Here is a 21,934-nt window from a genome sequence, read left to right on the forward strand (position 1 = left end):
CAGCGCGGGTGATGGTTCAGAAACAGATCGTCTTCTCGTCGTTGTTGAACGACGGGAACGGCATGTACGAGATGCGCAGCCGCTGTTGCAGCCCCAGGCGGTGGTCGCCCTTCGGAAAACCGCCGGGCAAGCTGACGATCACCGTGGCCGGTGTGCCGAACCCCCAGCGCCGATCGTAGACTGTCTCCATTTGCGCCAAAGTCAGCGCGCCCTTGCCGTCATCGAACGCGATCGCGTCACGCGGCATGACCTGACCGTCGATCGACACGGCCAGATCTTCGATCAGCGACAGAGTGATCCCGCGATAATATCCAAGGCGCGTTTCGAAGGCAAAGCCGGTGGGCGCATCGACGGGCCCGGTGTTGTGCACAGTGGCGGGGTCGATAATATATTTGTCGAACATCAGCGCGCGTCCTCAAGAAAATGTTGCAACCGCAGCCAGCGCAGCATGACATCCAGCCAACCTTCGGTGGGCGTGCCCGCGATGCCCGCGCCAAACCCGTGACCGCCGCTTGCAAACAGATGGAATTCGACCGGCCGGCCCGCCTCTCGATAGGCCTCAACCAGCGGAAAGCCGTGAACTTTTGCCAGCAGAAAGTCATCCGATGCCACCGCCACGAACATCGGTGGCGCATCCGCGGGCACCTTGATCGCGGCCATGTTGGGATAAATCGGCCCGACGAAATTGGGGCGCTCCGGACCCGAACGCTCGACCAGCGAACGGGTCAGAAACCCGCCGGCGGAAAACCCCATGAACCCGATGCGGTGCGGATCGATGCCGTACTCATTGGCGTGGGCGCGCACATAGCGAAGCGCGCCAAGGCCATCGGCCATATGTCGCCGTAATTAGATATTTAAATCATTATTTTAATCGCAATTTGAACCGCAATCAAATCCGAAACTTCCAACCTAACTTACAATCTGACTTTTGAAAGGTCGATCATGTCTGAAGCTCTTCGTACTTTTAACGCAATTCCAGCGAACTTTCGCACCACTGACAACACCGATGGCGACTGGCCAAGAGCGCCGCAATGGAAGGCCGCAACCGACGCCGGTGAAAGCGCCGCAATCGGCTTGGCAAGCGCCCATACGCGAATGCGCGAAGGTATGGGCCAATTTGTCAGCTTACTTAAAATGGAACCAAGGACGAAGACGCCCGAAGGTCATTATCTCGAAACGAATGATGCAGCGCAAAGCTGGTTGAAAGCGACCGCAACCATAACGCAAAATGCGCGGGACGCCGCCGATAGGTGTGGATAGGGGGCTGGAGGGCGTCGAAGTCTGCCAGTGATAATACACAGCGCAAACACTGTGGATGCACTAGCCGCGAACCGATCTGAATTTTCCGACGCCATAAAGCGCGCGCGCACTGCTGCCGAAACTGGCCCCTAGGTGCCGCACTGCCCGCATCCGTTCGCGTCAATTCAGGTCCAGCCGCAACCCGTTCGTGGGCTTAGTCATGGGCAACGCCTGAAAAAGTGCATTTTATCGAGGAAAATCAGAGGTAGTTGGCGGAGAGGCAGGGAAACGACGCTATTTCTTACTTTGATAGGATTATCAATATGTTTTAGGTCATGCCGGCTTAGATTTTGTAGCACATTTTGTAGCAACGGGTTGCAAGGGACATGCCGCCGCGCAGATCGAGCTACTAGCTGCTACCGGCGCACTTCAAGCAAAAGACGGCAGGCTTGATCAGCCACGGCCTCACGTTCTGCCCGCCACTTCAACCGTGCTTGCAGCATTCGGGCTTGGAATGCCCCTACGCCCTTGTCTGCGTTGCGGCTGGACTTGGCCTTGCCTTCATCGGTGCGCGGGCCTGTGGCCCGACCCCACGGCTGCCATTGCCTTATCGCTTCCGCTTGCTTTGCCCGGCGTTCGGGCGTCCAGCCTGACTTGCGCATGATTGCCTCCTTCAATAGTTCGTTTCGACCATTACAGCGTGATCGCGGTGCGCGCCAGAGTGACCTGCTGGCGACGGCAAGTGCGTCGGAGAGCAGCAGTGCGCGCAAGCAGGTTCTGTGGCCCCACGGGGCGCATACGGACGAAATAGCCGGGATCGTGGGGAAATTAGCAGTGGATCATTGACCGCTATCAGATGGGCACACCAAGACTGGCGACATGATGCGGGTCATCGACCCCTGCTTTCATTGTCAATAAAATCGGCTGGCTGTGCTTCGGCAGTGGCACTCGCACTATGTAGCGCCAGACCAGCCATGACCGCATCCATGAGATGCCGGTATTGAGGAACGAGGGCATAGCGTTTTACGGGGTGCTGGTGATCTCGACGACCTATCACGACCCGGTGCAGGATGCCGACGTTGCACAAATCGTCCAGGAGGGCTTCTGGCAATTCGTCGTGGCCATTTCGGCTAATTCCGCCGTCCTCGAACAGCCGGGCCATGACGCCTTGCACGCCGACCTGATGCGCAGCGCAGAGTTGGGCGATCATTCCGCATAGCCGGGTCAGATCGGTGATCTGCGGCGTAGGCCGCTCGTTGAACATCTCACCAAACCGTGACCAGCGCACAGCGGTCAATAGGTTCAGCCGTTCCATTTCCAAGATCGCGAGCAAGCGGTCTCGCGGTCGCACGGGGCGGCCAATGTCCGAGTAATCGCCCTTCTTCAATCGACGCACTTCAAACCGAAACCGCGACGGGGATTTGGCATAGACGCCAAGTCGATACTTATCGGTGAGCGTGAAGCCAATGGACAGGCAGTCAGGGCCATGTGAGGCACCCTTGGCAACAATGCGCGGTTGAAAGGAATGCCAACTGCGCGCCATTGGTTCTGTTGCCGGGCGGATGTCCGCCATTCGAAGTGCCGCTATGCGATCCCGGCATCTTCCACTGGTGTTACGACCGGACAGTCGCGCTCGACCCGCTCCGAATAGCGGTCCACCAGTTGGTCAGCATGTGGACGCAGCAGGACGGTGAAGCGCACCAGTTCCTCCATCACGTCAACGATGCGGTCGTAGTACGCAGAGGGCTTCATGCGGCCCGCGTCGTCAAACTCTTCATAGGCTTTTGCGACACTCGACTGGTTCGGGATGGTGACCATTCGCATCCAGCGCCCCAGCACTCGTAGCGTGTTGATGGAGTTGAACGACTGCGAACCGGCACTGACCTGCATCACCGCCAGCGTGCGCCCCTGTGTCGGACGCCTACCCTTCATGGCCAAGGGCAGATGGTCGATCTGCGCCTTCATGACGCCCGTGATCTGGCCATGCCGCTCCGGGCTGCACCACACTTGGCCCTCCGACCACAGCGACAATTCGCGCAACTCATGCACAGCGGGATGGTCGTCTCCTGCCACCTGATCGGGCAGGGGCAGGTCAGACGGATCGAAAATGCGCGTCTCGCAACCGAAGTAGCGCAACAACCGAGCGGCTTCCTCCGTGGCCAGCCGCGAATAGGACCGCTCACGTAGACTGCCGTAAAGCAGCAGCATGCGCGGCGGTGGGTCCATCGCCCCAAGGCCAAGCGCCGGGCGGCGATAGGCGTACTCGGGGCGCAGAGCCGGAAGTTGCTCCGGATCGGACAGGTCGCGAAGGCGGTTCATGCGATGTCCTTGGGAGCCAGAACTGTCTCCGTGCATAGATAGGCTGCCAACCCGCCCGCGAGTTGCGCAGCGATGAAGCCCGGCACACTGGCGGGCGCGATCCCGGCAAAGCTGTTGCTCAAACTACGGGCGATGGTGATGGCCGGGTTGGCAAAGCTCGTGGAAGAGGTAAACCAGTAAGCTGCGGTGATGTAGAGCGCGACACTGGCGGGCACCCATTGAGGCCGAACCCTGATCGTACACAGGATGGTTAGCAACAGGCCGAATGTGGCCACCGCCTCACCAGTCAACTGTCCGGGGCCAGAGCGCACCTTGGTCGATAGCTGCCACACGGGCAGGTCAAACATTAGGTGCGCCGTCCAAACGCCGAGGATACCTCCGGCAAGCTGCATCACCGCATAGCCTATGGCCTGCCCGGTCGAGAGTTCCCCGCGCAGACGGAACACCAGTGTCACGGCTGGGTTGAAGTGAGCGCCCGACAACGGCCCCAGCATCGTAATCAGCACGAACAGCATGGCCCCGGTTGCCAAGGTGTTACCCAATAGGGCTATCGCCACATTCCCACCGGCCAGCTTCTCGGCCATGATCCCGGAGCCGATCACAGTCGCGAACAGCATGAAACTGCCGACCGCCTCTGCCCACAGCGCCGGGCGTATCATGCCGAACGGCCGGGTGCGATACGCTGACCAGCGTCGTCGATCACCTGTTCGCCGTCCTCCTTGGCGAACGCACCCTGTTGGACGGTTGGCAGCAGGTCTAACACAACCTCGGACGGACGGCACAGCTTCACCCCTAGCGGAGAGACAACCAGCGGACGATTTATGAGGATCGGGTGGGCCATCATGGCGTCCACCAATTCCGCGTCAGTCAGGGCCGGATTGTCCAGCCCGAGATTGGCGTAAGGAGTTCCCTTCTGCCGCAGGAGGTCGCGGGGAGACATCCCGGCTCGCTCCAGCAGGCTTTCCAGCAAGGCACGCGAAGGCGGGGTCTTGAGGTACTCGACGACATGCGGCTCGATCCCGGCATTGCGGATCATGGCAAGCGTGTTGCGCGAAGTACCGCATTCCGGGTTGTGGTAGATGATAATGTCAGTGCTCATTGGGCGATCACGCCGGGCTGGGTAGCGCCTTCAATGTGACCGATGTCTTTGAGCTTACGCTCCGTCGCCAGCTTGTCGAGGGTGGCGAGCGGAAGTTCCAAGAACAGTTCGATCCGGCGACGCAGGTAGCGCACGGTATCAAGAAATGCCTGTCGCTGACCATCACCTTCCACGGCGGCAGGGTCTTCAATACCCCAATGGGCCGTCATGGGATGACCGATCCAAACTGGGCAGGTCTCGCCCGCCGCATTGTCGCACACGGTGAAAATAAAATCGAACTCGGGCGCGCCAGCACCAGTAAACTCATTCCAACTCTTTGAGCGCAGTCCTTCGGTCGCAAAACCCAGCCCGGCCAAAGTTTCCCGTGCCATCGGGTGGACCTCGCCCTTGGGGTGACTGCCTGCGCTATACGCCTTGCAGCCGCCAGCACCGTAATGGTTCATCAGCACCTCACCGATGATCGAGCGCGCCGAGTTGCCGGTGCACAGAAACAGGACGTTGTAAATCTTGTCGGTCATGAGGGCCTCCCTAGGCGCTGGCACTACAGTGAAGTTCAGCAAGCAAGTCCGAACACATTTCCGGCGCACCATTGCAGCAATCCTGCATGAGGAACGCAAGCAACCGGCGCATACCGGCATAGTCCGTTCGGTAATGGATCAGACGGCTTTCCCGCTCCGACCGCACCAGACCGGCGCGTTCGAGCGTCGCCAGATGATGGGACATGGTCGAGGGCGGCACCCCGGCATTTTCAGCGATGGCCCCTGCGATCAGGCCATCCGGCCCCGCCTGCACCAGCATGCGGAAAACCGATAGGCGCGTTTCGTGGGCAAGAGCGCCCAACGCATCAACGGCCCATACCTGCGGGTTTACATCACTCATGCGAGACCACCTTTCGACTTGACTAAAAGTATCGACACAAGCTCCTATGTCAAACGATATTTCTAAATCAATCGAAACATTCTAGCCTGCTTGACGAGGCTTGGCTTCACCGAGGCACGGCGGTGAACGAGATCAGCGCGATACGCCGGTGCAACAGGTTGCAACGACGTTCATCAATCATCCAATCGTTGACAGCTTGTAAGCCGGTAGCCGCTCGATCTCGGCCAACGTCACTGACGGCTCTATGTCGCCATAGTGCTCGCCCTCGGTTCTTGGAGCGTGGCCTTGGATGTAGTCGGCGATTGTCGGGTCCAAACGATGCCTTTTCGCCAAGGTCTTGAAGCGGTGCCTCCATCCATGGTTTGGAGCCACGCCCACTATTCCCAAGTCGCGAACCCATTCCGCCAGATGCTGCCCAACCTTCTTGCTCTGGCGGTTGCCATCACCGCCGCCGCGATGGCGGCTCGGGTCATAGAACAAGCTGCCCGTGCGTTTGCTGACCTCGCTCACGAAGCCCTGCTCAATCAAATGCGGATGGAGCGCAACAATCCGGGCTTCATTGTTCTTTTGCCCACCAGCCTCTGGCGTAATACGCACGGCCCAGACACCATCACGCTTTTGCACGTCCTCCGCCCGAAGCTGCGCCATCTCGTCCACGCGACGGCCCGTGTAGGCGCAAAGCCAAGGAACCCAGCGCCGGGCGAAAGCTCTTTCTGCGGAAAGCCGAGCAGGCGGCGCGGTGAGCGTGGCGCGAAGGATCGTAAGCGCCTCGCTATCAGACAGTGACTTGGAGCGCAGTTTCAAGGGGCGTGGGGCACGGACGCGAACCTGTTCTGCCGGGTTCGATTTGAGCTTCGCGTTTTCAACGCCCCACTTCAAAGCGGTTTTCAAGGCAGACAGGTATGTCTCTCCGACCGTCTTGGCCGTCCGCACAGTGCCCTTGGCGTTGGGGACTGTGAGCAAGTGCTGCTTCCATGCAACGACATCCGCGAACTGTATTTGCTTCGCATCGTCGTGCCCAATGAACGCGACGAATGCGGCCACCTGTCGCCGATACGCCTTGACGGTAGCCGGAGCCGGTTTGCGTTCCTTCGCATAATCATCGAACAGACCTATCAAGGAAACCGGCCCATTATTCTCGCGTGCGCGCCGCCGCTCTTGATCCGACTGGTATTGCTCGCGACTGAAACGGTCATCGCTGGTTTGAAGCGGACTGCCATTGATCGCTGCTCGCTGCTGCTGAACGGCCTCCTTCTGGCTCTGCGCGACAAACTGTAGCAAGAACCAATAGTCCGGATGGGACGTTGGCAATTCCCAACCATACCGCTCGATGATAGCTGCCGCCGCCCACTCTGTTGCAAGAGGCACTTCGGCATTTGCTTCAAGGTCAAGACCTCGAGCAATCATGCTCTCTTGGTGGGTCAGTATCGCGACAAGTTCTCTGCCTGCCGCACGATCCTCCGGCATAAAATAGTCGGTTCGAGCGCGCGCCAATCGTTCGGCAAGAACTTCACGGACGGCTTCCTCAATCTCTATGCGCAACGGCACGCGCGACTGCTTCTGCACAGCTACAGGAGATTTGGTCCGCCGCACCGTGGACAGGCAGTTATCAAACTCGGCTAGATGCTTCACCATCAAATGGCGCGCCTCACGCACGTCGCCGGTTTCGAGTGCCACCCATACTTCGTGCCTTCCACCGAACGCGGCACGCGCATCTTGGGGCACACCACGGCGGAAATAAAGAAACCCTTCGCGCCGATAAAGGTAGCGATGATCCTTCACGCGCTCCATGCCAAACCCATCCCTTCTCGACAGGGATTTTGTAGCACACTTTGTAGCAAACGCCAGCGCACAAAGCCCGGAGAAGCGGGCTTTCGAGCGTTATCAATGCTTTTCAGAGATATTGGCGGAGAGGCAGGGATTCGAACCCTGGATGCCCTTGCGAGCATGCCGCATTTCGAGTGCGGTGCATTCGACCACTCTGCCACCTCTCCGCGAAGTGTCGTCGGGCGCCGCTGGTGCGCCCCGGTCGGGAAAGCGCCGTTAGCGCATGGGTGGTGGCTTGCCAAGCGCAAAAAGCAATCGGCTGATCATAACATTGCCCATCAAGGATGGCGGCAAAGGCCATGCCTTGCTTGTTTGCGTCCGCCCCAACGCCTATATGCCTGATTATGGAACACGGGAATTATGTTTCGGCCCAAAGCGGCCGTGAAATCGTCGCTCCGCCGGTGTGCGAGGCGCGGTTTTCGATCGGTGAAGTCGTGCGGCACAGGCTGTTCGATTTTCGCGGCGTTGTTTTCGATATCGACCCGGTATTTGCCAATTCGGAAGACTGGTATCAGTCCATCCCGGAAAATATCCGGCCTGACCGCGATCAGCCGTTCTATCACCTGCTCGCCGAAAACGGCGAAAACAGCTATGTTGCCTATGTCAGCCAGCAAAACCTGATCACCGATGCCGAAGCAGGCCCGGTAGACCACCCGTCGGTGACCGAAATGTTCGAGGCATTCCGCGACGGGCGCTATCGCCTGCGCCGCAAGCTGTCGCATTGATCACGGAGCGCTGCGCGATATTCAGTCGCGCAGCTTCCACCCCGAACGCAACAGCGCATACGTGGCTGCAGCCAGAACGACGTTCAGCACGCCCAGGCCCATCGCCCCGCCCAGCACCGCTGTATTGGTGGCACCGATATCGCTCTGGCCCAGAAAGCCATAGCGAAACCCCGACATGATATAGAACACCGGATTGTATCCGCTGATCGCGCGAAACACCGGTGACAGGCGTTCCACCGAATAGAATGTCCCCGACAGCATCGCCATCGGCGTGATCACGAAATTGGTGACCGCGGCGTTCTGGTCGAATTTGTCGGCCCACAGTGACGTCAGCACCCCGATCAGCGAAAACAGCACCGATCCCATCAGCCCGAACCAGATCACCGCCCAGGGGTGATGCATCGTCAGATCAACCCCCGGCCACAGCCACATCGCGGCATACAGCGCAATCCCCACCAGGATGGCGCGGGTCACCGCCGCCGCCACCAGCGCGATCAGCAGTTCCATTTCGGAGATCGGCGGCATCAGATAATCGATGATCGTGCCCTGCATCTTGCCCACCAGCAGGCCAAAGCTGGCATTGGCAAAGGCATTGTTGATCATGCCCATCGCAATCAGCCCCGGCGCAACAAAGCTGGCGAAGGGAACGCCCATCACCGTGCGGCCGCCGCCGCCCAGCGCCAGCGTGAAAATTACCAGATAGAGCAGCGTCGTCACCGACGGCGCCCAGATGGTCTGGAGCTGAACCTTGAAAAACCGGCGGACTTCCTTCATATAAAGGGTCCACAGGCCCAAACGGTTGAAACCGCGAAACACCGGTTGACCCGGTGGCGGAAAATTCCCGACAGCTGCAGGATTGGGATAGACGGTTGCGAGCGTTGCCGATGGCAGCGTCGGGATCGATTGATCAAGCATGACCAAGGCGGTATCGCGGCGGTCGGACAATAGCAAGCGGATGGCGGCAAGCGCAGTTTGCCCTCACCCCAAAGAACAGTATGGCGGGCATTGGCGCGCATGAAGGAATTGGCATGAGCTGGACGGACGAGCGGATCGAGACACTGACCAAAATGTGGGAAGGCGGCGCCACCGCCAGCCAGATCGCCGAAGAACTGGGCGGGGTCAGCCGCAACGCCGTGATCGGCAAGGCGCATCGCCTGGGCCTGAAAGCGCGCCCTTCGCCGGTAAAGCCGAACGAAAAGACCGAAGCAGCACGAGCAGAGGCACCGCCGCCCAAACCTGCGCCCCGTACGGCCGCGCCGGCAGAACCGCGCGCGCCTGCGCCGCGCCCTGCCGCACCCCCGCCAGCAGCAGCAGCACCGCGCGCGCCCGCGCCGGCACCGGCGGCACCCGCCGCTGCGCCGCTGGCCGCGGCACCTGCCACCGATGCACCGCCTGCCGCGCCGCAGCCGCGCATTGTCTCGGTCGGGCCCGGTGGATTTCTGCGCCAGGGTCCGGGCGATCAGCAGGCGCCCATCCCGCCCGCTCCGCCACGCCGCCTGGTGCCCGCGCGCCCCAGCGCCGAAATCGCCGACAAGACCAGCCTGCTCGATCTCAACGATCGCATCTGCCGCTGGCCGATGGGCCATCCCGGCGAGCCCGATTTCCATTTCTGCGGCGAAAAGGTGAACCCCGGCTTCCCCTATTGCGTCGAACATTGCGGCCGTGCCTATCAGGCGCAATTGCCGCGCGGCCATCGCCGCCCGCCCCCGCCGATGCCGTTTGGCGGCCCGCGCGTACGCTGACCATATAATGACCAAGCCCGGGGCCCGCGCCCCGGGCTTGGTTAATATCGCGCTACTGCTGCCGTTCTCTACCCGTATGACAGCAGACGAACATCCTGATCCGGCGCAGCAGCATTCAGGCTGGCGCGAATGGCTGGGCCTGGCCCCGCGCAGCGCCCCAGCCACGCGCGACAACCCCGCCCGACCGGACCACGACCTGGGCCGTGAACTGACCCAGCGCGAGATCTGGCTGCCGGCCAAACGCCGGATGCTGGCACAAGTTGCCGATTTCCTGATCGACCACGACCTGGACGTGCTGCCCTTCACACTGGCAATCGCCTACGACTGCGTCACTGGCGCCAGTCCGAAACTGGCGCAGCGGGTCCTCGAACGCACCGAAAAAGGCCTGCCGATCACGTTGAAATGGCTGGAAGAAGCCTGTGCAGCGCAGGCCCGCGATGCCACTGCAGAGGCGGTCGCCATGCTGGTCGGAGAACTGGAACACAGCCTGTCGGATCTGGGCCGGACCATGGCCGGGGTGCGCGTCGCCACCGGTACCTATTCGGTGGCGCTTGAAGGCCATGTTGCCGATCTGCAAGGGGCAGCGGCAAGCACCGATGTGATCGCACGACTGACCGCGCTGACCCGCCATATGCTGGACCACACCCGCACGGTGGAACGCGAACTGACCAGCAGCGAGGCGCATATAGCCACGCTGCAGACCCGGCTCGACGAAGCGCGGCTGCAGGCCAACCAGGACCACCTGACCGGCCTGCCCAACCGGCGCGCATTCGACGAAATGTATGACCGCGAAGTGCGCGAGGCCAGACTGGGCGGCGAAGCGCTGTGCGTGGCGTTTTGCGACATCGACAATTTCAAACGGATCAACGATGCGCATGGCCACCCCGCGGGTGATCGGGTGATCCGCTTCGTGGCCGAGGCACTCGGTCGGATTGGCGATGCCAAATGCCATGTCGCCCGCCACGGTGGCGAAGAATTTGCCGTGCTGTTGCGCGGCACCAGCGTGTCCGATGCCTGGGCCAGGCTGGACGCCGCGCGCGAGGCGATCGCACAAAAACGGCTGGTCAATCGCACCAACGACACCCCGTTTGGCCGGATCACCTTTTCCGGGGGCATTGCCGATGCGCTGGCCTATCGCACCAAAAGCGCCGCGCTGAAGGCTGCGGACGACGCGCTGTATGCCGCCAAGCAATCGGGCCGCAACCGGATCGTGATTGCGGGGCAGCAGGGCGAACCCATGCGCGATGTCGCCTGACGATCAGGCGTCAACAGCCATCGCTGTCAGCGCGCGTTCGGCCGACACCACGGTGTTTTCCAGCAGCATCGTAACCGTCAGCGGCCCCACCCCGCCCGGCACCGGCGTGATCGCGGCGGCCCTGGTGCAGACGCCGGCAAAATCGACATCGCCGACGATGCGCCCGTCCGCCAGGCGGTTGATCCCGACATCGATCACCACCGCGCCGCGCTTGACCATCTGCGGCACGATCAGCCCGGGCACACCCGCGGCCACCACCAGGATGTCGGCCATGATCGTATATTGCGCCAGATCGCGCGTGTGGATGTGGCAGATCGACACGGTTGCCCCTTCGGCCATGAGCATCAGCGCGGTCGGTTTGCCAACGATATTGCTGGCGCCAACCACGACCACGTTCTGGCCCTTGAGGTCAATGCCTTCGGATTCGAGCAGTTTGACCACACCGTACGGGGTGCATGGCGAAAACACCGTGTTGCCGGTGACCAGCGCGCCGATGTTATAAAGGTGAAATCCGTCGACATCCTTGTCGATGCTGATCGTCTCGAGCACGCTTGGCATGTCGATATGGCCGGGCAGCGGCAATTGCACCAGAATGCCGTGCACCGTGGGGTCGGCGTTAAGCGCGGCGATGCGCGCCAGCAACGTACCGGTGTCGATCGCAGCCGGATACCGCTCTGTAAAACTGCGGATGCCGACCGCGTCGCAGGCCTTGACCTTGCGGCCAACATAGACCGCGCTGGCGGCATCATCGCCCACCAGGATCACCGCCAGGCCGGGGATCACGCCCTGTGCGGACAGCGCGTCGACGCGCGTCGCAATATCCTGCCGCAGATGCCGGGCAAGCGCTGTGCCATCGATGATCCGCGCGGTCATACGTGCTCCAATTCAGTATGCAATACATACGACATAGCGTGTTGACGTGGGGTCAACAAGCCGTGCCCAAGATAACAAACGTTGTCATTTCGGTGGCTGGCCCCACTTGCAACCGGCCGCGGGCTGTGGCTTAGCTGGCAGCCTATGAACGATCAATCCATCACCAAAACTGTTCCTGCGCCCGCGCATCTGCTTGTGCGGCTGCTCAAACTGGGCAGTTTCATTTCAGGACCGATGCGCGACGGCGTGTGCGATCCTGCCCAGATCAGCAGCAACGAACTGCGCGTGATCATGGCGCTGGCAGGTGAAGGCGCATTGGCCGGACACGATCTGGTCGAAATCACCGGCCTGCCGCCGATGAATGTCAGCCGCGCCATCGCAACCTTGCGCGAACGCGGCTGGATCGAGGATGCTGTCGATCCGGACAATCGCCGCCGGCGCCCGGTGCGGCTGAGCGACGACGGGCACGAGGCCTATCGCCGCACCCAGCCCTATTTCGATGTGGTGGCCGATGCGCTGCTCAGCACGTTGACCTTGCGCCAGCGCCAGCAACTGGCCAGCCTGACCGACAAAGTCAACGCGCAGCTGATCACCTGGATCCGCGACCACCACGCCGAAGTAAAGCTGGCCAAACCCGATCAGTCCGACTGACGCAGAGGGACATTTTACCGCGGTACGATCAAGTCCGCGTCACGATGAGCGACGGTCGGGCCTGCGCAAGCCCACCCGACCGTCCGCAGCATCGGATCATACGCGCGTGCCGCCGCGCGCGTCGACTTTGTCTTGCGTGTTGTTTTCGAAATCGCTGGCATCGTGGCGTTCACGCAGCTGGCCGGCCGGATCGCCAAACGCGCGGTTGACCATGCGCCCGCGCTGCACCGCCGGACGCGCAGCGACCAGATCGACCCAGCGCGATACATTGGCATATTCGTGCACCGACAGGAATTCCTGCGCGCTGTAGGCTTCGCGCACCATATTGCCGTACCAGGTGAAATTGGCGATGTCGGCAATGGTGTAGTCGTCGCCGGCAACATACTGCGTCTTGCCCAGCTGGGTGTCGAGCACGTGCAGCAACCGCTTGGTTTCCATGGTAAAGCGATTGATCGCGTATTCGATCTTGATCGGGGCATAGGCGTAGAAATGGCCAAAGCCGCCGCCCAGATAGGGCGCACTGCCCATCTGCCACATCAGCCAGTTCATCACCGCAGCGCGCGCGCGGGTTTCGGTCGGCAAAAATTCGCCGAACTTTTCCGCCAGGTAGAAAACAATCGATCCCGATTCGAACAGGAACACCGGCGGATCGAGCGAATGATCGGCCAGTGCCGGAATTTTCGAATTGGGATTGATTTCGACAAACCCGCTGGAAAACTGATCGCCCTGCCCGATGTTGATCAGCCAGGCATCGTATTCGGCGCCCGCATGGCCGCGCGCCAGCAGTTCTTCGAGCATGATCGTCACTTTGACGCCATTGGGCGTGCCCAGCGAATACAGCTGCAACGGATGTTTGCCCACCGGCAGCACTTTGTCATGCGTCGCGCCCGATACCGGCCGGTTGATATTGGCAAACGTTCCGCCCGAAGGCTGGTCAAAGGTCCACACCGCCTGTGGCACATAGCCGGCGGGAAAATTGTCGGCAGGGTCACCGTTGGCCATGATCGTATCCTTGGTTGCGCCAATGCGGCGCGCGGTTTGTCTTCAGATGGTCGGACCTGCGCGCATTACAACCCCGCAAAGGCCCGGGCGCGCCTATTCGTGGATACGCGTCAGCATCTCGATCAGCATTTCGACCTCCTGATCGGTAAAGCGCGATTTCAGCCAGCGTTCGTGTTCAAGGATCGCGTCCTTGGCCTTGGCCAGCGCATCACGCCCGGCATCGGTCAGGTTCAACGTCTGTTTGCGCCGGTCGGTCAGCGACGCGCCGCGCACCAGGTAACCGCGATCCTGCAACCGGTTGACGATCGCCATGGTGGTGGCGCGGTCCATCCGCATGCGGTGCGCCAGATCGGTCTGGGCGATATCGGGGTGATCATCGATCAGCCACAGCACCGAGACCTGTTTCTGAGTCAGGTCGATGTCGGTGAATGTCTCGGTAAAATGGCGATATGTCGCACCGTGGGCCAGGCGGATGTGAAACCCCACGATCGAACGGATTTCGCCAATGTCCTCATCCCCCTCGACATGGGGGGTGGTCGGTACGAGCGTTTCTTTTGGTCTTGCCATCCACGTGTCCCTGGAGGATTGTCAGTGCAACATACAATAACATTTGAGAGCGATGTCCATGGCTCATTTTCCACAGACACCTTCGTTTACCGGTTTCAACACGCCTTCGCGCATCGAAGCCGACATCGCCGATCTGGCGCACGAGGGCACCATTCCCGACGCATTATCGGGCGCTTTCTACCGTGTTCAGCCCGATCCGCAATTCCCTCCGTTGCACGGCGATGACATATCCTTCAACGGCGATGGCATGATCACGCGGTTTCACATCCACGATGGTCAGGTCGATTTTCGCCAGCGCTGGGCACGCACGCGCAAATGGGAACTGGAACATGCCGCGGGCCAAGCACTGTTTGGCAATTATCGCAACCCGTTGACCGATCTTCCCCAAGTGGCCGGCGAAATCCGTTCCACCGCCAACACCAATGCCTTTGTCTTTGCCGGCAAGCTGTGGGCGCTGAAGGAAGACAGCCCCGCGCTGGTGATGGACCCGGTCAGCATGGACACGCTGGGGATCGAAACGTTCGGCGGCGCGATGACCGGACAGACCTTTACTGCGCATCCCAAGATCGACCACGCCACCGGCAACATGGTCGCGATCGGCTATGCCGCCAGCGGCCTGTGCACCGATGATGTGACCTATATGGAGGTCGCCCCCGACGGCACGCTGGTCCGCGAAGTGTGGTTCAAGGCACCCTATTACTGCATGATGCACGATTTCGGCATTACGCCGGATTATCTGGTCCTGCACATCGTGCCGTCGATCGGCAGCTGGGAACGGCTCGAGGCGGGCAAGCCGCATTTCGGGTTCGACACGACCATGCCGGTCTACCTTGGCATCATTCCGCGGCGCGACGATGTGACCCAGGCCGATATCCGCTGGTTCAGGCGCGACAACTGTTTTGCCAGCCATGTGCTCAACGCATGGCAGGACGGCAGCACCGTGCATTTCGTGACCTGCGAGGCAAAGAACAACATGTTTCCGTTTTTTCCCGATGCCCACGGCGCGCCGTTCAACCCGCACGAAGGCATCAGCTATCCGACCGAATGGGTGGTTGACCTGTCAAGCAACGACGACAGCTTTGCCGCGATCACTCGCCTGTCCGAAACCGCAGCGGAATTCCCGCGCATCGACGACCGCTTTGCCGGGTGCAAGACGCGCCATGGCTGGTTTCTGGAAATGGACATGGCCCGCCCAGTGGCAATGCGTGGCGGCAGCGCAGGCGGATTGCTGATGAACTGTCTGTTTCACAAGGATTTCGAAACAGGCGCGGAACAGCACTGGTGGTGCGGACCGGTGAGCAGCCTGCAGGAACCATGCTTTGTGCCGCGCAGCGCCGATGCCCCCGAAGGCCAGGGATGGATCGTGCAGGTGTGCAACCGGCTGGACGAGGCGCGCAGCGATCTGCTGATTTTCGACGCGCTGGATATCACCAACGGTCCGCTCGCCACTGTGCATATCCCGATCCGCCTGCGGTTCGGCCTGCACGGCAACTGGGTCAATGGCGCGGACATCGGCCTGGCCGCATGATCAAGCCCGGGCTTGAATTCGTCTATGAAGCGCACGGGGAACTTGAGCCACCGCGCGCGATTGGCGATACATATGACGGCACGCGCCGCATCGTGCCGATCGTGGGCGGTGGCCGGGTCGACGGGCCACAGATCAAGGGCCGCCTGATCGGCAATGCGGCCGACTGGCAATGGACTCGCCATGACGGGGTGACCGTGGCCGATGCGATCTATGCGATCGAAACCGACGACGGTGTGGTGATCCAGATCCGCAACCGCGGCCTGCGCCACGGCCCGCCCGAGGTGATGGCGCGGCTGATCGCAGGTGAAGTGGTTGATCCGGCTGAATATTATTTTCGTACTGTGCCCGAATTCATCGCCCCCAACGGCGCGTACGAATGGCTGAACCGATCAATCTTTGTGTGCTCGGGGGCGCGCTATCCGCTGGGCATCAGGCTGTGGGTTTGGCGCGTTACATAAGGCGCAAACGCCCCCTTCCCCTGCCGTGTCGGCCGCAATAGGCTGCATCGCAACAGCGGGGGCAGACGACATGCAAACATCCGAATTGCGTTTTGGCGACATCATGGCCGGTTTGGGCAGCGTGATCCGATCGAATGCGGGACTGGTCCTGCTGGCGACCGCGTTGATTGCGATGATCGACACCGTGTTCGACATGACGGCGGACAAGGCAACCAGTGCGGGCCTGGGGATGTTTGCCAGTGTCGCGATCAGCGTATTTGGCCAATACCATTTCGTCGAAGCGCTTCTGCCCGGATATCGAGCCGGTACCGCATCGCGCAAGCGCCGTTATGGCAGCCTGTTCGCGGCCGGTTTTCTGGGCGGGCTGGGTGTTGCGCTGGGCGTCGTGCTGTTGGTGGTGCCGGGTCTCTATCTCGCGGCGCGCTGGTCGATATCGACCCCGTTCATCGTTGCCGAAGATCAGGCCAGCACGCAGTCGCTGAAATCAAGCTGGCACGCGACACAGGATTCGGGCTGGACAATATTTCTGGTGCTGCTGACGCTGAGCATGGCCGGGCTCGCGGTGTTTGCAACGGCAACCGTGATCGCGACATTGGCCGGAAAACAGGACAATGCGCTGGTGCAATCGCTGCTGACCAACATCCTGGTTGGCCTTTGGCTGGTCGGTGGGTGGTGCCTGAGCGTGGCAATCTTCCAGCGGCTGAACCCTGCATCGGGCACGTATGAGGCGGTATTTGACTGACTTGCCCAAAAAGCGGCCCGCAAGTGGTGAAACTTGCGGGCCGTAAGGGTGGACTGGTGGGGACCGGCGTCGATCAGACGATCGCTTCGGCCAGCGCATGCCACAGCCACGGCGCAAAGCTGCGCCAGACTTCGACATGGAATGTTTCGGGCGCCAGCGCCCAGATCTGGATTTCAACGGTTTCAAACACGGTGCGCGTGGCGCGGCCCGGGGTCAACCGCGCAAGATCGAGCGGGCAACCACGGCCCAGCGCGGCGGCTGCGCCAGGCCCGGTCAGCGTAAGACCGACCGCGCGCGCGGTAACCTCGACCTGGCTGAGCGGCTGGCCTGCGACAACCGGCAGCGTACTGCCCTCGGGCAATAGCGCATACCATTCATCGGGGCCCAGCCGGGCAATGCCATCGTGGTGCGTGCCGATCGCGTCGGGCAGCGCGCGGCCGATAGCCGCCGACAACACGCCCGCATCCTTTGCGCGCAACGACCAGCGCACCATCGGCGCGGCGGGCGACAGGGTAACCGAATGGCCATAGACCGTGCCGGAAACCGGCGTGGTGCCCAGGGTCAGATCGATGCCGGCAACGGCAAGCGGGGCGATCTCAAGCATTGAGGCGGCTTCCTTGCGCATCATAAAACATCGGTTCGGTGACCGTGGCGCGGATCACTTTGCCCGGCATCGGTACGAAAATGGTCTGCCCGATCCGCGCGCGGCCATCGGCGATCACCGCCAATGCAACCGTGCGCCCCAGCGCCGCGCTGCGGTAGGACGATGTCACATGCCCGATCATCGGCATGGGGATCGGCAGATCGGGATCGGCCACGACCTGCGCGCCTTCTTCCAGCAATTCCTGCGCGTCTTCGGTCAAAAGACCGATGAACTGTTTGCGCCCCGGCGCCGACATGTCGGGCCGCGCGAGCGAGCGTTTGCCGACGAAATCGGGCTTTTTCTTGCCCACCGCCCAGTCGAGCCCCATGTCAAACGGGGTCATCGTGCCGTCGGTATCCTGCCCGACGATGATAAAGCCCTTTTCCGCGCGCAGCACGTGCATGGTTTCGGTGCCGTAGGGCACAATGCCGAACGCGTGGCCGGCGGTGTGGATCGCCTCCCACACCGCGCGCCCTGCGCTGGCGGGCACGTTGATTTCAAAGCCCAGTTCACCGGTAAAGCTGACGCGGAACAACCGCGTCGGCACACCCGCGATGGTGCCTTCGCGCACCGCCATGTGCGGGAACGCCTCGGCGCTCAGATCGATGCCCGACACCAGCGGCGCGATCACGTCGCGTGCGCGCGGGCCCTGCACCGCGATCACCGCCCATTGTTCGGTGGTCGAGGTCAGCCAGACATCAAGGTCGGCCCATTCGGTCTGAAGATAGTCTTCCATCATGCCCAGCACGCGCGCGGCCCCGCCGGTGGTGGTGGTCAGGTGGAACCGGTCATCGGCCATGCGCGCCGACACGCCATCGTCCATGATGAACCCGTCTTCGCGCAGCAGCAGCCCATAGCGGCACCGGCCAGGCGCGAGCCCCTTCCACGGGTTGGTGTACATGCGGTTGAGGAATTCGGCGGCATCGGGCCCGACCACTTCGATCTTGCCCAGGGTCGAGGCGTCGAACATGCCCACCGCATTGCGTACGGCGGCGCATTCGCGCAGCACGGCAGCCTCCATGTCTTCGCCACCGACCGGGAAGTACCGCGCGCGCCGCCAGTTCGACACGTTTTCGAACACTGCGCGCTGTTCGCGCGCCCAATCATCGATCGGCGATTTGCGCACCGGCTGAAACAGCGCATCCTTGTGATGGCCCATCAGCGCGCCAAAGGTCTGCGGGCTGTACGGCGGGCGGAATGTGGTCAGGCCGATTTCGGCAACCGGGCGCCCCAATGCGGCAGATGCGATCTGCAAGCCATTGAGATTGCTGGTCTTTCCTTGGTCGGTCGCCATGCCGTTGGTGGTATAGCGCTTGATATGTTCGATCGAGCGCATGCCTTCCTGCACCGCCAGATGAATGTCGCGCGCCTTCACGTCGTTCTGGAAATCGACAAAGGCCTTTTGCGCGCGCACGTCGCGGCGGTTGGGCAGCACCGCGGTGATGGCGCCTGTACCCATATCCCACGCCCCGGCGCAGGCCCCCACCGCGCGGCAGTTTTCGATTGCCGTCCCGGGCAGGTAAGCACCCCAGGCGTCGTTCCACACCAGGCTGCCCTTGGCATGGCTCCACAGATGCACGCTGGGTGTCCAGCCTCCGGCCATCAGCACGGCATCGCAGGCCAGCCTTGCGCCACGGCCGGTGCCACCGGCGGCAAAGGTAACGCCCTTGACCGCGTGGCGCCCGTGCACGGCGGTGATCGCACTGCCGATATGCACCGCGATGCCCGCAATCCGTGCGGCATCGGCCAGATCGGCAGACACGACGCCGCGCACGTCGATGATCGCGGCAACCGTCACGCCGGCTTGTGCCAACGCCAGCGCATCGCGCCAGCCGCTGTCATGCGCGGCCATCACCACCACGGCCTGGCCCACGGCCACGCCATAGCGCAACGCCAATGTGCGTCCGGCGCTGGCCAGCATCACGCCCGGCACGTCGTTGCCATGGAACACCAGCGGGCGTTCGATCGCACCTTGCGCCAGCACGACTTCGCCGGCGCGGATCCGCCACAGCCGTTCGCGCGGGCCATCGGCCTGCGCAGGGGCCAGATGGTCGGTCAGGTATTGCGTCGCGCCGATGAAGTTCTGGTGATAATACCCGAATGCCACCGTGCGCGTCAGCACGGTCACATTCGCGGCCGCCGCCAGCCGGTCCTTCAACGCGTTGAGATCGGCCCATTGGGCCAGATCCGACAATGCCCCGCCGCCCAGTTCATCCTGTTCGTCGATCAGGAACACGCGGCCACCTTGCGCCGCGGCATCCAAAGCAGCCGCAATCCCGGCCATGCCGCCACCGACCACCAGCACATCGCAATGCGCATAAGTCGCATCGTAATGATCGGGATCGCGCGCCACCGGGCTGTCGCCCAGTCCTGCCAGCTGGCGGATCACCGGCTCGTACAGATGTTCCCAGGCCGAACGCGGCCACATGAACGTCTTGTTGTAGAACCCGGCCGGAAACAGCGCGCCAAACACATCGTTGAGTGCTGCGACATCGAATTTCAGCGAAGGCCAGCGGTTCTGGCTTTTGGCCATCAGCCCTTCGTGCAGCGCCACCTGCGGCGCGCGCAGATTGGGCGTGATCCGCGCCGGACCGCGATCGACGCTGACCAGCGCATTGGGTTCTTCTGGCCCCATCCCGACTAGCCCGCGCGGACGGTGATACTTGAACGAGCGACCAAACAGCGTGACACCCGATGCGACCAGCGCCGAGGCCAGGCTGTCGCCGGCAAAACCCTGATAGCCCTGCCCGTCGAAACTGAACGCCAGCGGACGGCTGCGATCGATGCGACCGCCGGTGGAAAGCCGATAACCGCTCACTTGGCATCTCCGGGGCGTGCTTCGCCGGTCTTGTAGGTCACTTCAAACCGGTCGGTCACTGTATCGCGCACCGCGTTGAAAAACCGGGCACAACCATGCGCATGCCGCCAGCGTTCGGCGTGCGGCCCGCGCGGATTGCGGCGGATATAAAGGTAGGTTTCCCATTCGCGGTCGTTCAGCGCGGCAGGGTCTGCGGGGCGCGCGATATGCGCCTCGCCGCCATAGGTGAATTCCACCTCGGGCCGGTCTTCTTCGCAATAAGGGCAATGGATCAGGATCATCGGTGTTCTCGTCAGTGCGCGACAGCCGCGGCGGCGGCTTCATCGATCAACCGGCCGTTGCGGAACCGGTCGAGATTGAATGGCGCGTTGATCGCGTGCGGCGCATCATGGGCGATGGTGTGGGCCAAAAGGTCGGCAGCGCCCGGCGTGGCCTTGAACCCGCCGGTGCCCCAGCCGCAATTGACATAAAGCCCAGGTACCGGGGTCTTGGCCAGGATCGGCGATCGGTCGGGCGTGACGTCGACAATCCCGCCCCAGGTGCGCAGCATGCGCATGCGGGTAAAGATCGGAAAGATCTCGCAGATCGCGGCCAGCGTGTGTTCGATGATATGCAGCGCGCCGCGTTGCGAATAGCTGACATAGGCATCGGTGCCCGCGCCGATCACCAGTTCGCCCTTGTCCGACTGGCTGATATAGGCATGGACCGTGTTCGACATCACCACGCAAGGGAAGATCGGCTTGACCGGTTCAGACACCAGCGCCTGCAACGGATAGGATTCGAGCGGAAAATCGAGCCCCGCCATGCGCATCACCAGCGATGTGCTGCCCGCGGCCGACACGCCGATCTTTTTTGCGCCGATAAATCCCTTTTCGGTTTCGACCCCCAGCACCGCGCCATCGGGCCCGCGCCGGATTCCGGTAACCGCGCAATTCTGGATGATGTCCACACCGCGCGCGACCGCGCCGCGGGCATAGCCCCAGGCCACGCTGTCATGCCGGGCGGTACCGCCGCGGCGTTGCAGCGCGCCGCCCAGCACCGGATGGCGCGCGTTGGCGGCAATGTCGAGCGGCGGGCAATAGGCCTTGCACTGCTCGGCGGTCAGCCATTCGTTGTCGACACCGTTCAGCCGGTTGGCATGGATGTGCCGCTTGAAGCTTTGGATATCATGCACATTGTGCGCCAGCATCAGCACGCCGCGCTTCGAATACATGACGTTGTAGTTCAGTTCCTGGCTGAGCCCGTCCCACATCTTCACCGCGTGATCGTACAGATGCGCGGATTCGTCGTAGAGATAGTTTGACCGGATGATCGTGGTGTTGCGCCCGGCATTGCCGCCGCCCAGCCAGCCCTTTTCGATCACCGCCACATTGGTGATGCCGTATTTGGCCGCCAGGTAATAGGCCGCCCCCAGCCCATGGCCGCCGGCCCCGATGATGATCACATCATACGCGGCCTTGGGCGCCTTGTCGGGCCAATGTTCGGGCCATCCCTTGTGCCCGTTGAAGGCCTCGGCAAAGAGGTTCAGGCCAGAAAAACGCTTCATCGTCCGATCATCCGTTCCTGT

25 protein-coding genes and 1 tRNA gene are annotated in these 21,934 nt (G+C 62.0%); 8 read left to right on the forward strand and 18 right to left on the reverse strand.

The window, feature by feature from the left end; all coding sequences use genetic code 11:
* Positions 1-16: 16 nt before the first annotated feature.
* Both G404_RS17735 and G404_RS17740 read right to left on the reverse strand, forming a co-directional pair.
* A complete protein-coding gene (locus tag G404_RS17735; RefSeq protein WP_028639580.1) occupies positions 17-403 on the reverse strand; it encodes a C-glycoside deglycosidase beta subunit domain-containing protein in 387 nt (128 codons plus the stop codon).
* Positions 403-834: an alpha/beta hydrolase gene (locus G404_RS17740; protein WP_036520016.1), complete on the reverse strand. Its 432-nt coding sequence runs from the start codon at positions 832-834 to the stop codon at positions 403-405. The genes G404_RS17735 and G404_RS17740 overlap by 1 nt, the downstream gene beginning before the upstream one ends.
* Positions 835-942: 108 nt before the next feature.
* Between G404_RS17740 and G404_RS20270 the strand changes: the two genes are divergently transcribed.
* A complete protein-coding gene (locus tag G404_RS20270; RefSeq protein ID WP_156906157.1) occupies positions 943-1,260 on the forward strand; it encodes a hypothetical protein in 318 nt (105 codons plus the stop codon).
* 868 nt (positions 1,261-2,128) lie between these two features.
* On the opposite strand, the gene G404_RS20275 is transcribed toward G404_RS20270, so the two are convergent.
* From G404_RS20275 to G404_RS0101920, 8 genes are all read right to left on the reverse strand, one after another.
* Entirely contained in the window at positions 2,129-2,812 is a 684-nt protein-coding gene (locus G404_RS20275) for a hypothetical protein (protein WP_156906158.1), read from the reverse strand.
* 11 nt (positions 2,813-2,823) lie between these two features.
* Positions 2,824-3,558: an arsenical resistance protein ArsH gene (arsH, locus tag G404_RS0101890; protein WP_028639582.1), complete on the reverse strand. Its 735-nt coding sequence runs from the start codon at positions 3,556-3,558 to the stop codon at positions 2,824-2,826.
* Complete coding sequence (locus G404_RS0101895) at positions 3,555-4,217, reverse strand: aquaporin (RefSeq protein WP_028639583.1); 663 nt, start codon at positions 4,215-4,217, stop codon at positions 3,555-3,557. The genes arsH and G404_RS0101895 overlap by 4 nt, the downstream gene beginning before the upstream one ends.
* On the reverse strand, positions 4,214-4,657 hold the full coding sequence (arsC, locus tag G404_RS0101900) for an arsenate reductase (glutaredoxin) (protein WP_028639584.1): 444 nt from the start codon (positions 4,655-4,657) through the stop codon (positions 4,214-4,216). The genes G404_RS0101895 and arsC overlap by 4 nt, the downstream gene beginning before the upstream one ends.
* Positions 4,654-5,175 carry an arsenate reductase ArsC gene (locus G404_RS0101905; RefSeq protein WP_028639585.1) on the reverse strand — a complete coding sequence of 174 codons (522 nt, stop codon included), beginning with the start codon at positions 5,173-5,175 and terminating at the stop codon, positions 4,654-4,656. The genes arsC and G404_RS0101905 overlap by 4 nt, the downstream gene beginning before the upstream one ends.
* 10 nt (positions 5,176-5,185) lie before the next feature.
* The gene (locus G404_RS0101910; protein WP_028639586.1) at positions 5,186-5,536 is read right to left on the reverse strand and encodes an ArsR/SmtB family transcription factor; all 351 of its coding nucleotides are present in this window, start codon (positions 5,534-5,536) and stop codon (positions 5,186-5,188) included.
* A 177-nt stretch (positions 5,537-5,713) separates the two neighbouring features.
* Complete coding sequence (locus G404_RS19725; protein ID WP_051280034.1) at positions 5,714-7,327, reverse strand: DUF6538 domain-containing protein; 1,614 nt, start codon at positions 7,325-7,327, stop codon at positions 5,714-5,716.
* 113 nt (positions 7,328-7,440) lie between these two features.
* Positions 7,441-7,530: transfer RNA gene (locus G404_RS0101920), tRNA-Ser, on the reverse strand.
* Positions 7,531-7,707: 177 nt separating this feature from the next.
* On the opposite strand from G404_RS0101920, the gene hspQ reads away from it, so the two are divergent.
* Positions 7,708-8,088, forward strand: a complete 381-nt coding sequence (hspQ, locus tag G404_RS0101925) for a heat shock protein HspQ (protein WP_028639587.1) — start codon at positions 7,708-7,710, stop codon at positions 8,086-8,088.
* 21 nt (positions 8,089-8,109) lie between these two features.
* Here the strand turns inward: hspQ and G404_RS0101930 are convergent, their stop codons facing one another.
* Complete coding sequence (locus tag G404_RS0101930) at positions 8,110-9,003, reverse strand: ABC transporter permease (protein WP_028639588.1); 894 nt, start codon at positions 9,001-9,003, stop codon at positions 8,110-8,112.
* Between the two features lie 113 nt (positions 9,004-9,116).
* Between G404_RS0101930 and G404_RS0101935 the strand changes: the two genes are divergently transcribed.
* Together G404_RS0101935 and G404_RS0101940 are read left to right on the forward strand one after the other, a co-directional pair.
* Entirely contained in the window at positions 9,117-9,830 is a 714-nt protein-coding gene (locus G404_RS0101935; RefSeq protein WP_028639589.1) for a GcrA family cell cycle regulator, read from the forward strand.
* Between the two features lie 76 nt (positions 9,831-9,906).
* Positions 9,907-11,085, forward strand: coding sequence for a GGDEF domain-containing protein (locus tag G404_RS0101940; RefSeq protein ID WP_036520019.1), 1,179 nt, complete (start codon positions 9,907-9,909; stop codon positions 11,083-11,085).
* Positions 11,086-11,088: 3 nt separating this feature from the next.
* Here G404_RS0101940 and G404_RS0101945 read toward each other — a convergent pair whose 3' ends face one another.
* Positions 11,089-11,958, reverse strand: a complete 870-nt coding sequence (locus G404_RS0101945) for a bifunctional 5,10-methylenetetrahydrofolate dehydrogenase/5,10-methenyltetrahydrofolate cyclohydrolase (RefSeq protein ID WP_028639591.1) — start codon at positions 11,956-11,958, stop codon at positions 11,089-11,091.
* A gap of 144 nt (positions 11,959-12,102) precedes the next feature.
* Between G404_RS0101945 and G404_RS17750 the strand changes: the two genes are divergently transcribed.
* Positions 12,103-12,609, forward strand: coding sequence for a MarR family winged helix-turn-helix transcriptional regulator (locus G404_RS17750; protein WP_051280035.1), 507 nt, complete (start codon positions 12,103-12,105; stop codon positions 12,607-12,609).
* Between the two features lie 96 nt (positions 12,610-12,705).
* On the opposite strand, the gene yghU is transcribed toward G404_RS17750, so the two are convergent.
* Positions 12,706-13,611: a glutathione-dependent disulfide-bond oxidoreductase gene (gene yghU / locus G404_RS0101955; protein WP_028639592.1), complete on the reverse strand. Its 906-nt coding sequence runs from the start codon at positions 13,609-13,611 to the stop codon at positions 12,706-12,708.
* A gap of 93 nt (positions 13,612-13,704) precedes the next feature.
* Positions 13,705-14,178, reverse strand: a complete 474-nt coding sequence (locus tag G404_RS0101960) for a Saro_0803 family transcriptional regulator (RefSeq protein ID WP_028639593.1) — start codon at positions 14,176-14,178, stop codon at positions 13,705-13,707.
* 58 nt (positions 14,179-14,236) lie between these two features.
* Here G404_RS0101960 and G404_RS0101965 point away from each other — a divergent pair, with 58 nt between their 5' ends.
* The 3 genes from G404_RS0101965 (at position 14,237) to G404_RS0101975 (ending at position 16,906) form a co-directional block, all read left to right on the forward strand.
* A complete protein-coding gene (locus G404_RS0101965; RefSeq protein WP_028639594.1) occupies positions 14,237-15,706 on the forward strand; it encodes a lignostilbene-alpha,beta-dioxygenase in 1,470 nt (489 codons plus the stop codon).
* Positions 15,703-16,164 (forward strand): DUF3237 domain-containing protein, encoded by a 462-nt coding sequence (locus G404_RS0101970; RefSeq protein ID WP_028639595.1) that lies wholly within the window; start codon positions 15,703-15,705, stop codon positions 16,162-16,164. The genes G404_RS0101965 and G404_RS0101970 overlap by 4 nt, the downstream gene beginning before the upstream one ends.
* Positions 16,165-16,234: 70 nt before the next feature.
* Positions 16,235-16,906 (forward strand): glycerophosphoryl diester phosphodiesterase membrane domain-containing protein, encoded by a 672-nt coding sequence (locus G404_RS0101975; protein ID WP_028639596.1) that lies wholly within the window; start codon positions 16,235-16,237, stop codon positions 16,904-16,906.
* A 73-nt stretch (positions 16,907-16,979) separates the two neighbouring features.
* Here G404_RS0101975 and G404_RS0101980 read toward each other — a convergent pair whose 3' ends face one another.
* Genes G404_RS0101980 through G404_RS0101995 form a run of 4 tightly spaced genes read right to left on the reverse strand, consistent with a single transcriptional unit; the run spans position 16,980 to position 21,913 of the window.
* Entirely contained in the window at positions 16,980-17,510 is a 531-nt protein-coding gene (locus G404_RS0101980) for a sarcosine oxidase subunit gamma (protein ID WP_028639597.1), read from the reverse strand.
* Positions 17,503-20,367 carry a 2Fe-2S iron-sulfur cluster-binding protein gene (locus G404_RS0101985; protein ID WP_028639598.1) on the reverse strand — a complete coding sequence of 955 codons (2,865 nt, stop codon included), beginning with the start codon at positions 20,365-20,367 and terminating at the stop codon, positions 17,503-17,505. Before G404_RS0101985 ends, G404_RS0101980 begins: the two co-directional genes overlap by 8 nt.
* Positions 20,364-20,648: a sarcosine oxidase subunit delta gene (locus G404_RS0101990; RefSeq protein WP_028639599.1), complete on the reverse strand. Its 285-nt coding sequence runs from the start codon at positions 20,646-20,648 to the stop codon at positions 20,364-20,366. Before G404_RS0101990 ends, G404_RS0101985 begins: the two co-directional genes overlap by 4 nt.
* 11 nt (positions 20,649-20,659) lie before the next feature.
* Positions 20,660-21,913 (reverse strand): sarcosine oxidase subunit beta family protein, encoded by a 1,254-nt coding sequence (locus tag G404_RS0101995; protein WP_028639600.1) that lies wholly within the window; start codon positions 21,911-21,913, stop codon positions 20,660-20,662.
* Between the last annotated feature and the right edge of the window lie 21 nt (positions 21,914-21,934).

Source organism: Novosphingobium acidiphilum DSM 19966 (assembly GCF_000429005.1).
In the GTDB taxonomy this organism is placed as follows: domain Bacteria; phylum Pseudomonadota; class Alphaproteobacteria; order Sphingomonadales; family Sphingomonadaceae; genus Novosphingobium; species Novosphingobium acidiphilum.

Bases quoted from the DNA above. Each gene is read 5' to 3' on its own strand.
- G404_RS17735 (WP_028639580.1), bottom strand. From the start codon at position 403: ATGTTCGACAAATATATTATCGACCCCGCCACTGTGCACAACACCGGG.
- G404_RS17740 (WP_036520016.1), bottom strand. From the start codon at position 834: ATGGCCGATGGCCTTGGCGCGCTTCGCTATGTGCGCGCCCACGCCAAT.
- G404_RS20270 (WP_156906157.1), top strand. From the start codon at position 943: ATGTCTGAAGCTCTTCGTACTTTTAACGCAATTCCAGCGAACTTTCGC.
- G404_RS20275 (WP_156906158.1), bottom strand. From the start codon at position 2,812: ATGGCGGACATCCGCCCGGCAACAGAACCAATGGCGCGCAGTTGGCAT.
- arsH (WP_028639582.1), bottom strand. From the start codon at position 3,558: ATGAACCGCCTTCGCGACCTGTCCGATCCGGAGCAACTTCCGGCTCTG.
- G404_RS0101895 (WP_028639583.1), bottom strand. From the start codon at position 4,217: ATGATACGCCCGGCGCTGTGGGCAGAGGCGGTCGGCAGTTTCATGCTG.
- arsC (WP_028639584.1), bottom strand. From the start codon at position 4,657: ATGAGCACTGACATTATCATCTACCACAACCCGGAATGCGGTACTTCG.
- G404_RS0101905 (WP_028639585.1), bottom strand. From the start codon at position 5,175: ATGACCGACAAGATTTACAACGTCCTGTTTCTGTGCACCGGCAACTCG.
- G404_RS0101910 (WP_028639586.1), bottom strand. From the start codon at position 5,536: ATGAGTGATGTAAACCCGCAGGTATGGGCCGTTGATGCGTTGGGCGCT.
- G404_RS19725 (WP_051280034.1), bottom strand. From the start codon at position 7,327: ATGGAGCGCGTGAAGGATCATCGCTACCTTTATCGGCGCGAAGGGTTT.
- hspQ (WP_028639587.1), top strand. From the start codon at position 7,708: ATGGAACACGGGAATTATGTTTCGGCCCAAAGCGGCCGTGAAATCGTC.
- G404_RS0101930 (WP_028639588.1), bottom strand. From the start codon at position 9,003: ATGCTTGATCAATCGATCCCGACGCTGCCATCGGCAACGCTCGCAACC.
- G404_RS0101935 (WP_028639589.1), top strand. From the start codon at position 9,117: ATGAGCTGGACGGACGAGCGGATCGAGACACTGACCAAAATGTGGGAA.
- G404_RS0101940 (WP_036520019.1), top strand. From the start codon at position 9,907: ATGACAGCAGACGAACATCCTGATCCGGCGCAGCAGCATTCAGGCTGG.
- G404_RS0101945 (WP_028639591.1), bottom strand. From the start codon at position 11,958: ATGACCGCGCGGATCATCGATGGCACAGCGCTTGCCCGGCATCTGCGG.
- G404_RS17750 (WP_051280035.1), top strand. From the start codon at position 12,103: ATGAACGATCAATCCATCACCAAAACTGTTCCTGCGCCCGCGCATCTG.
- yghU (WP_028639592.1), bottom strand. From the start codon at position 13,611: ATGGCCAACGGTGACCCTGCCGACAATTTTCCCGCCGGCTATGTGCCA.
- G404_RS0101960 (WP_028639593.1), bottom strand. From the start codon at position 14,178: ATGGCAAGACCAAAAGAAACGCTCGTACCGACCACCCCCCATGTCGAG.
- G404_RS0101965 (WP_028639594.1), top strand. From the start codon at position 14,237: ATGGCTCATTTTCCACAGACACCTTCGTTTACCGGTTTCAACACGCCT.
- G404_RS0101970 (WP_028639595.1), top strand. From the start codon at position 15,703: ATGATCAAGCCCGGGCTTGAATTCGTCTATGAAGCGCACGGGGAACTT.
- G404_RS0101975 (WP_028639596.1), top strand. From the start codon at position 16,235: ATGCAAACATCCGAATTGCGTTTTGGCGACATCATGGCCGGTTTGGGC.
- G404_RS0101980 (WP_028639597.1), bottom strand. From the start codon at position 17,510: ATGCTTGAGATCGCCCCGCTTGCCGTTGCCGGCATCGATCTGACCCTG.
- G404_RS0101990 (WP_028639599.1), bottom strand. From the start codon at position 20,648: ATGATCCTGATCCATTGCCCTTATTGCGAAGAAGACCGGCCCGAGGTG.
- G404_RS0101995 (WP_028639600.1), bottom strand. From the start codon at position 21,913: ATGAAGCGTTTTTCTGGCCTGAACCTCTTTGCCGAGGCCTTCAACGGG.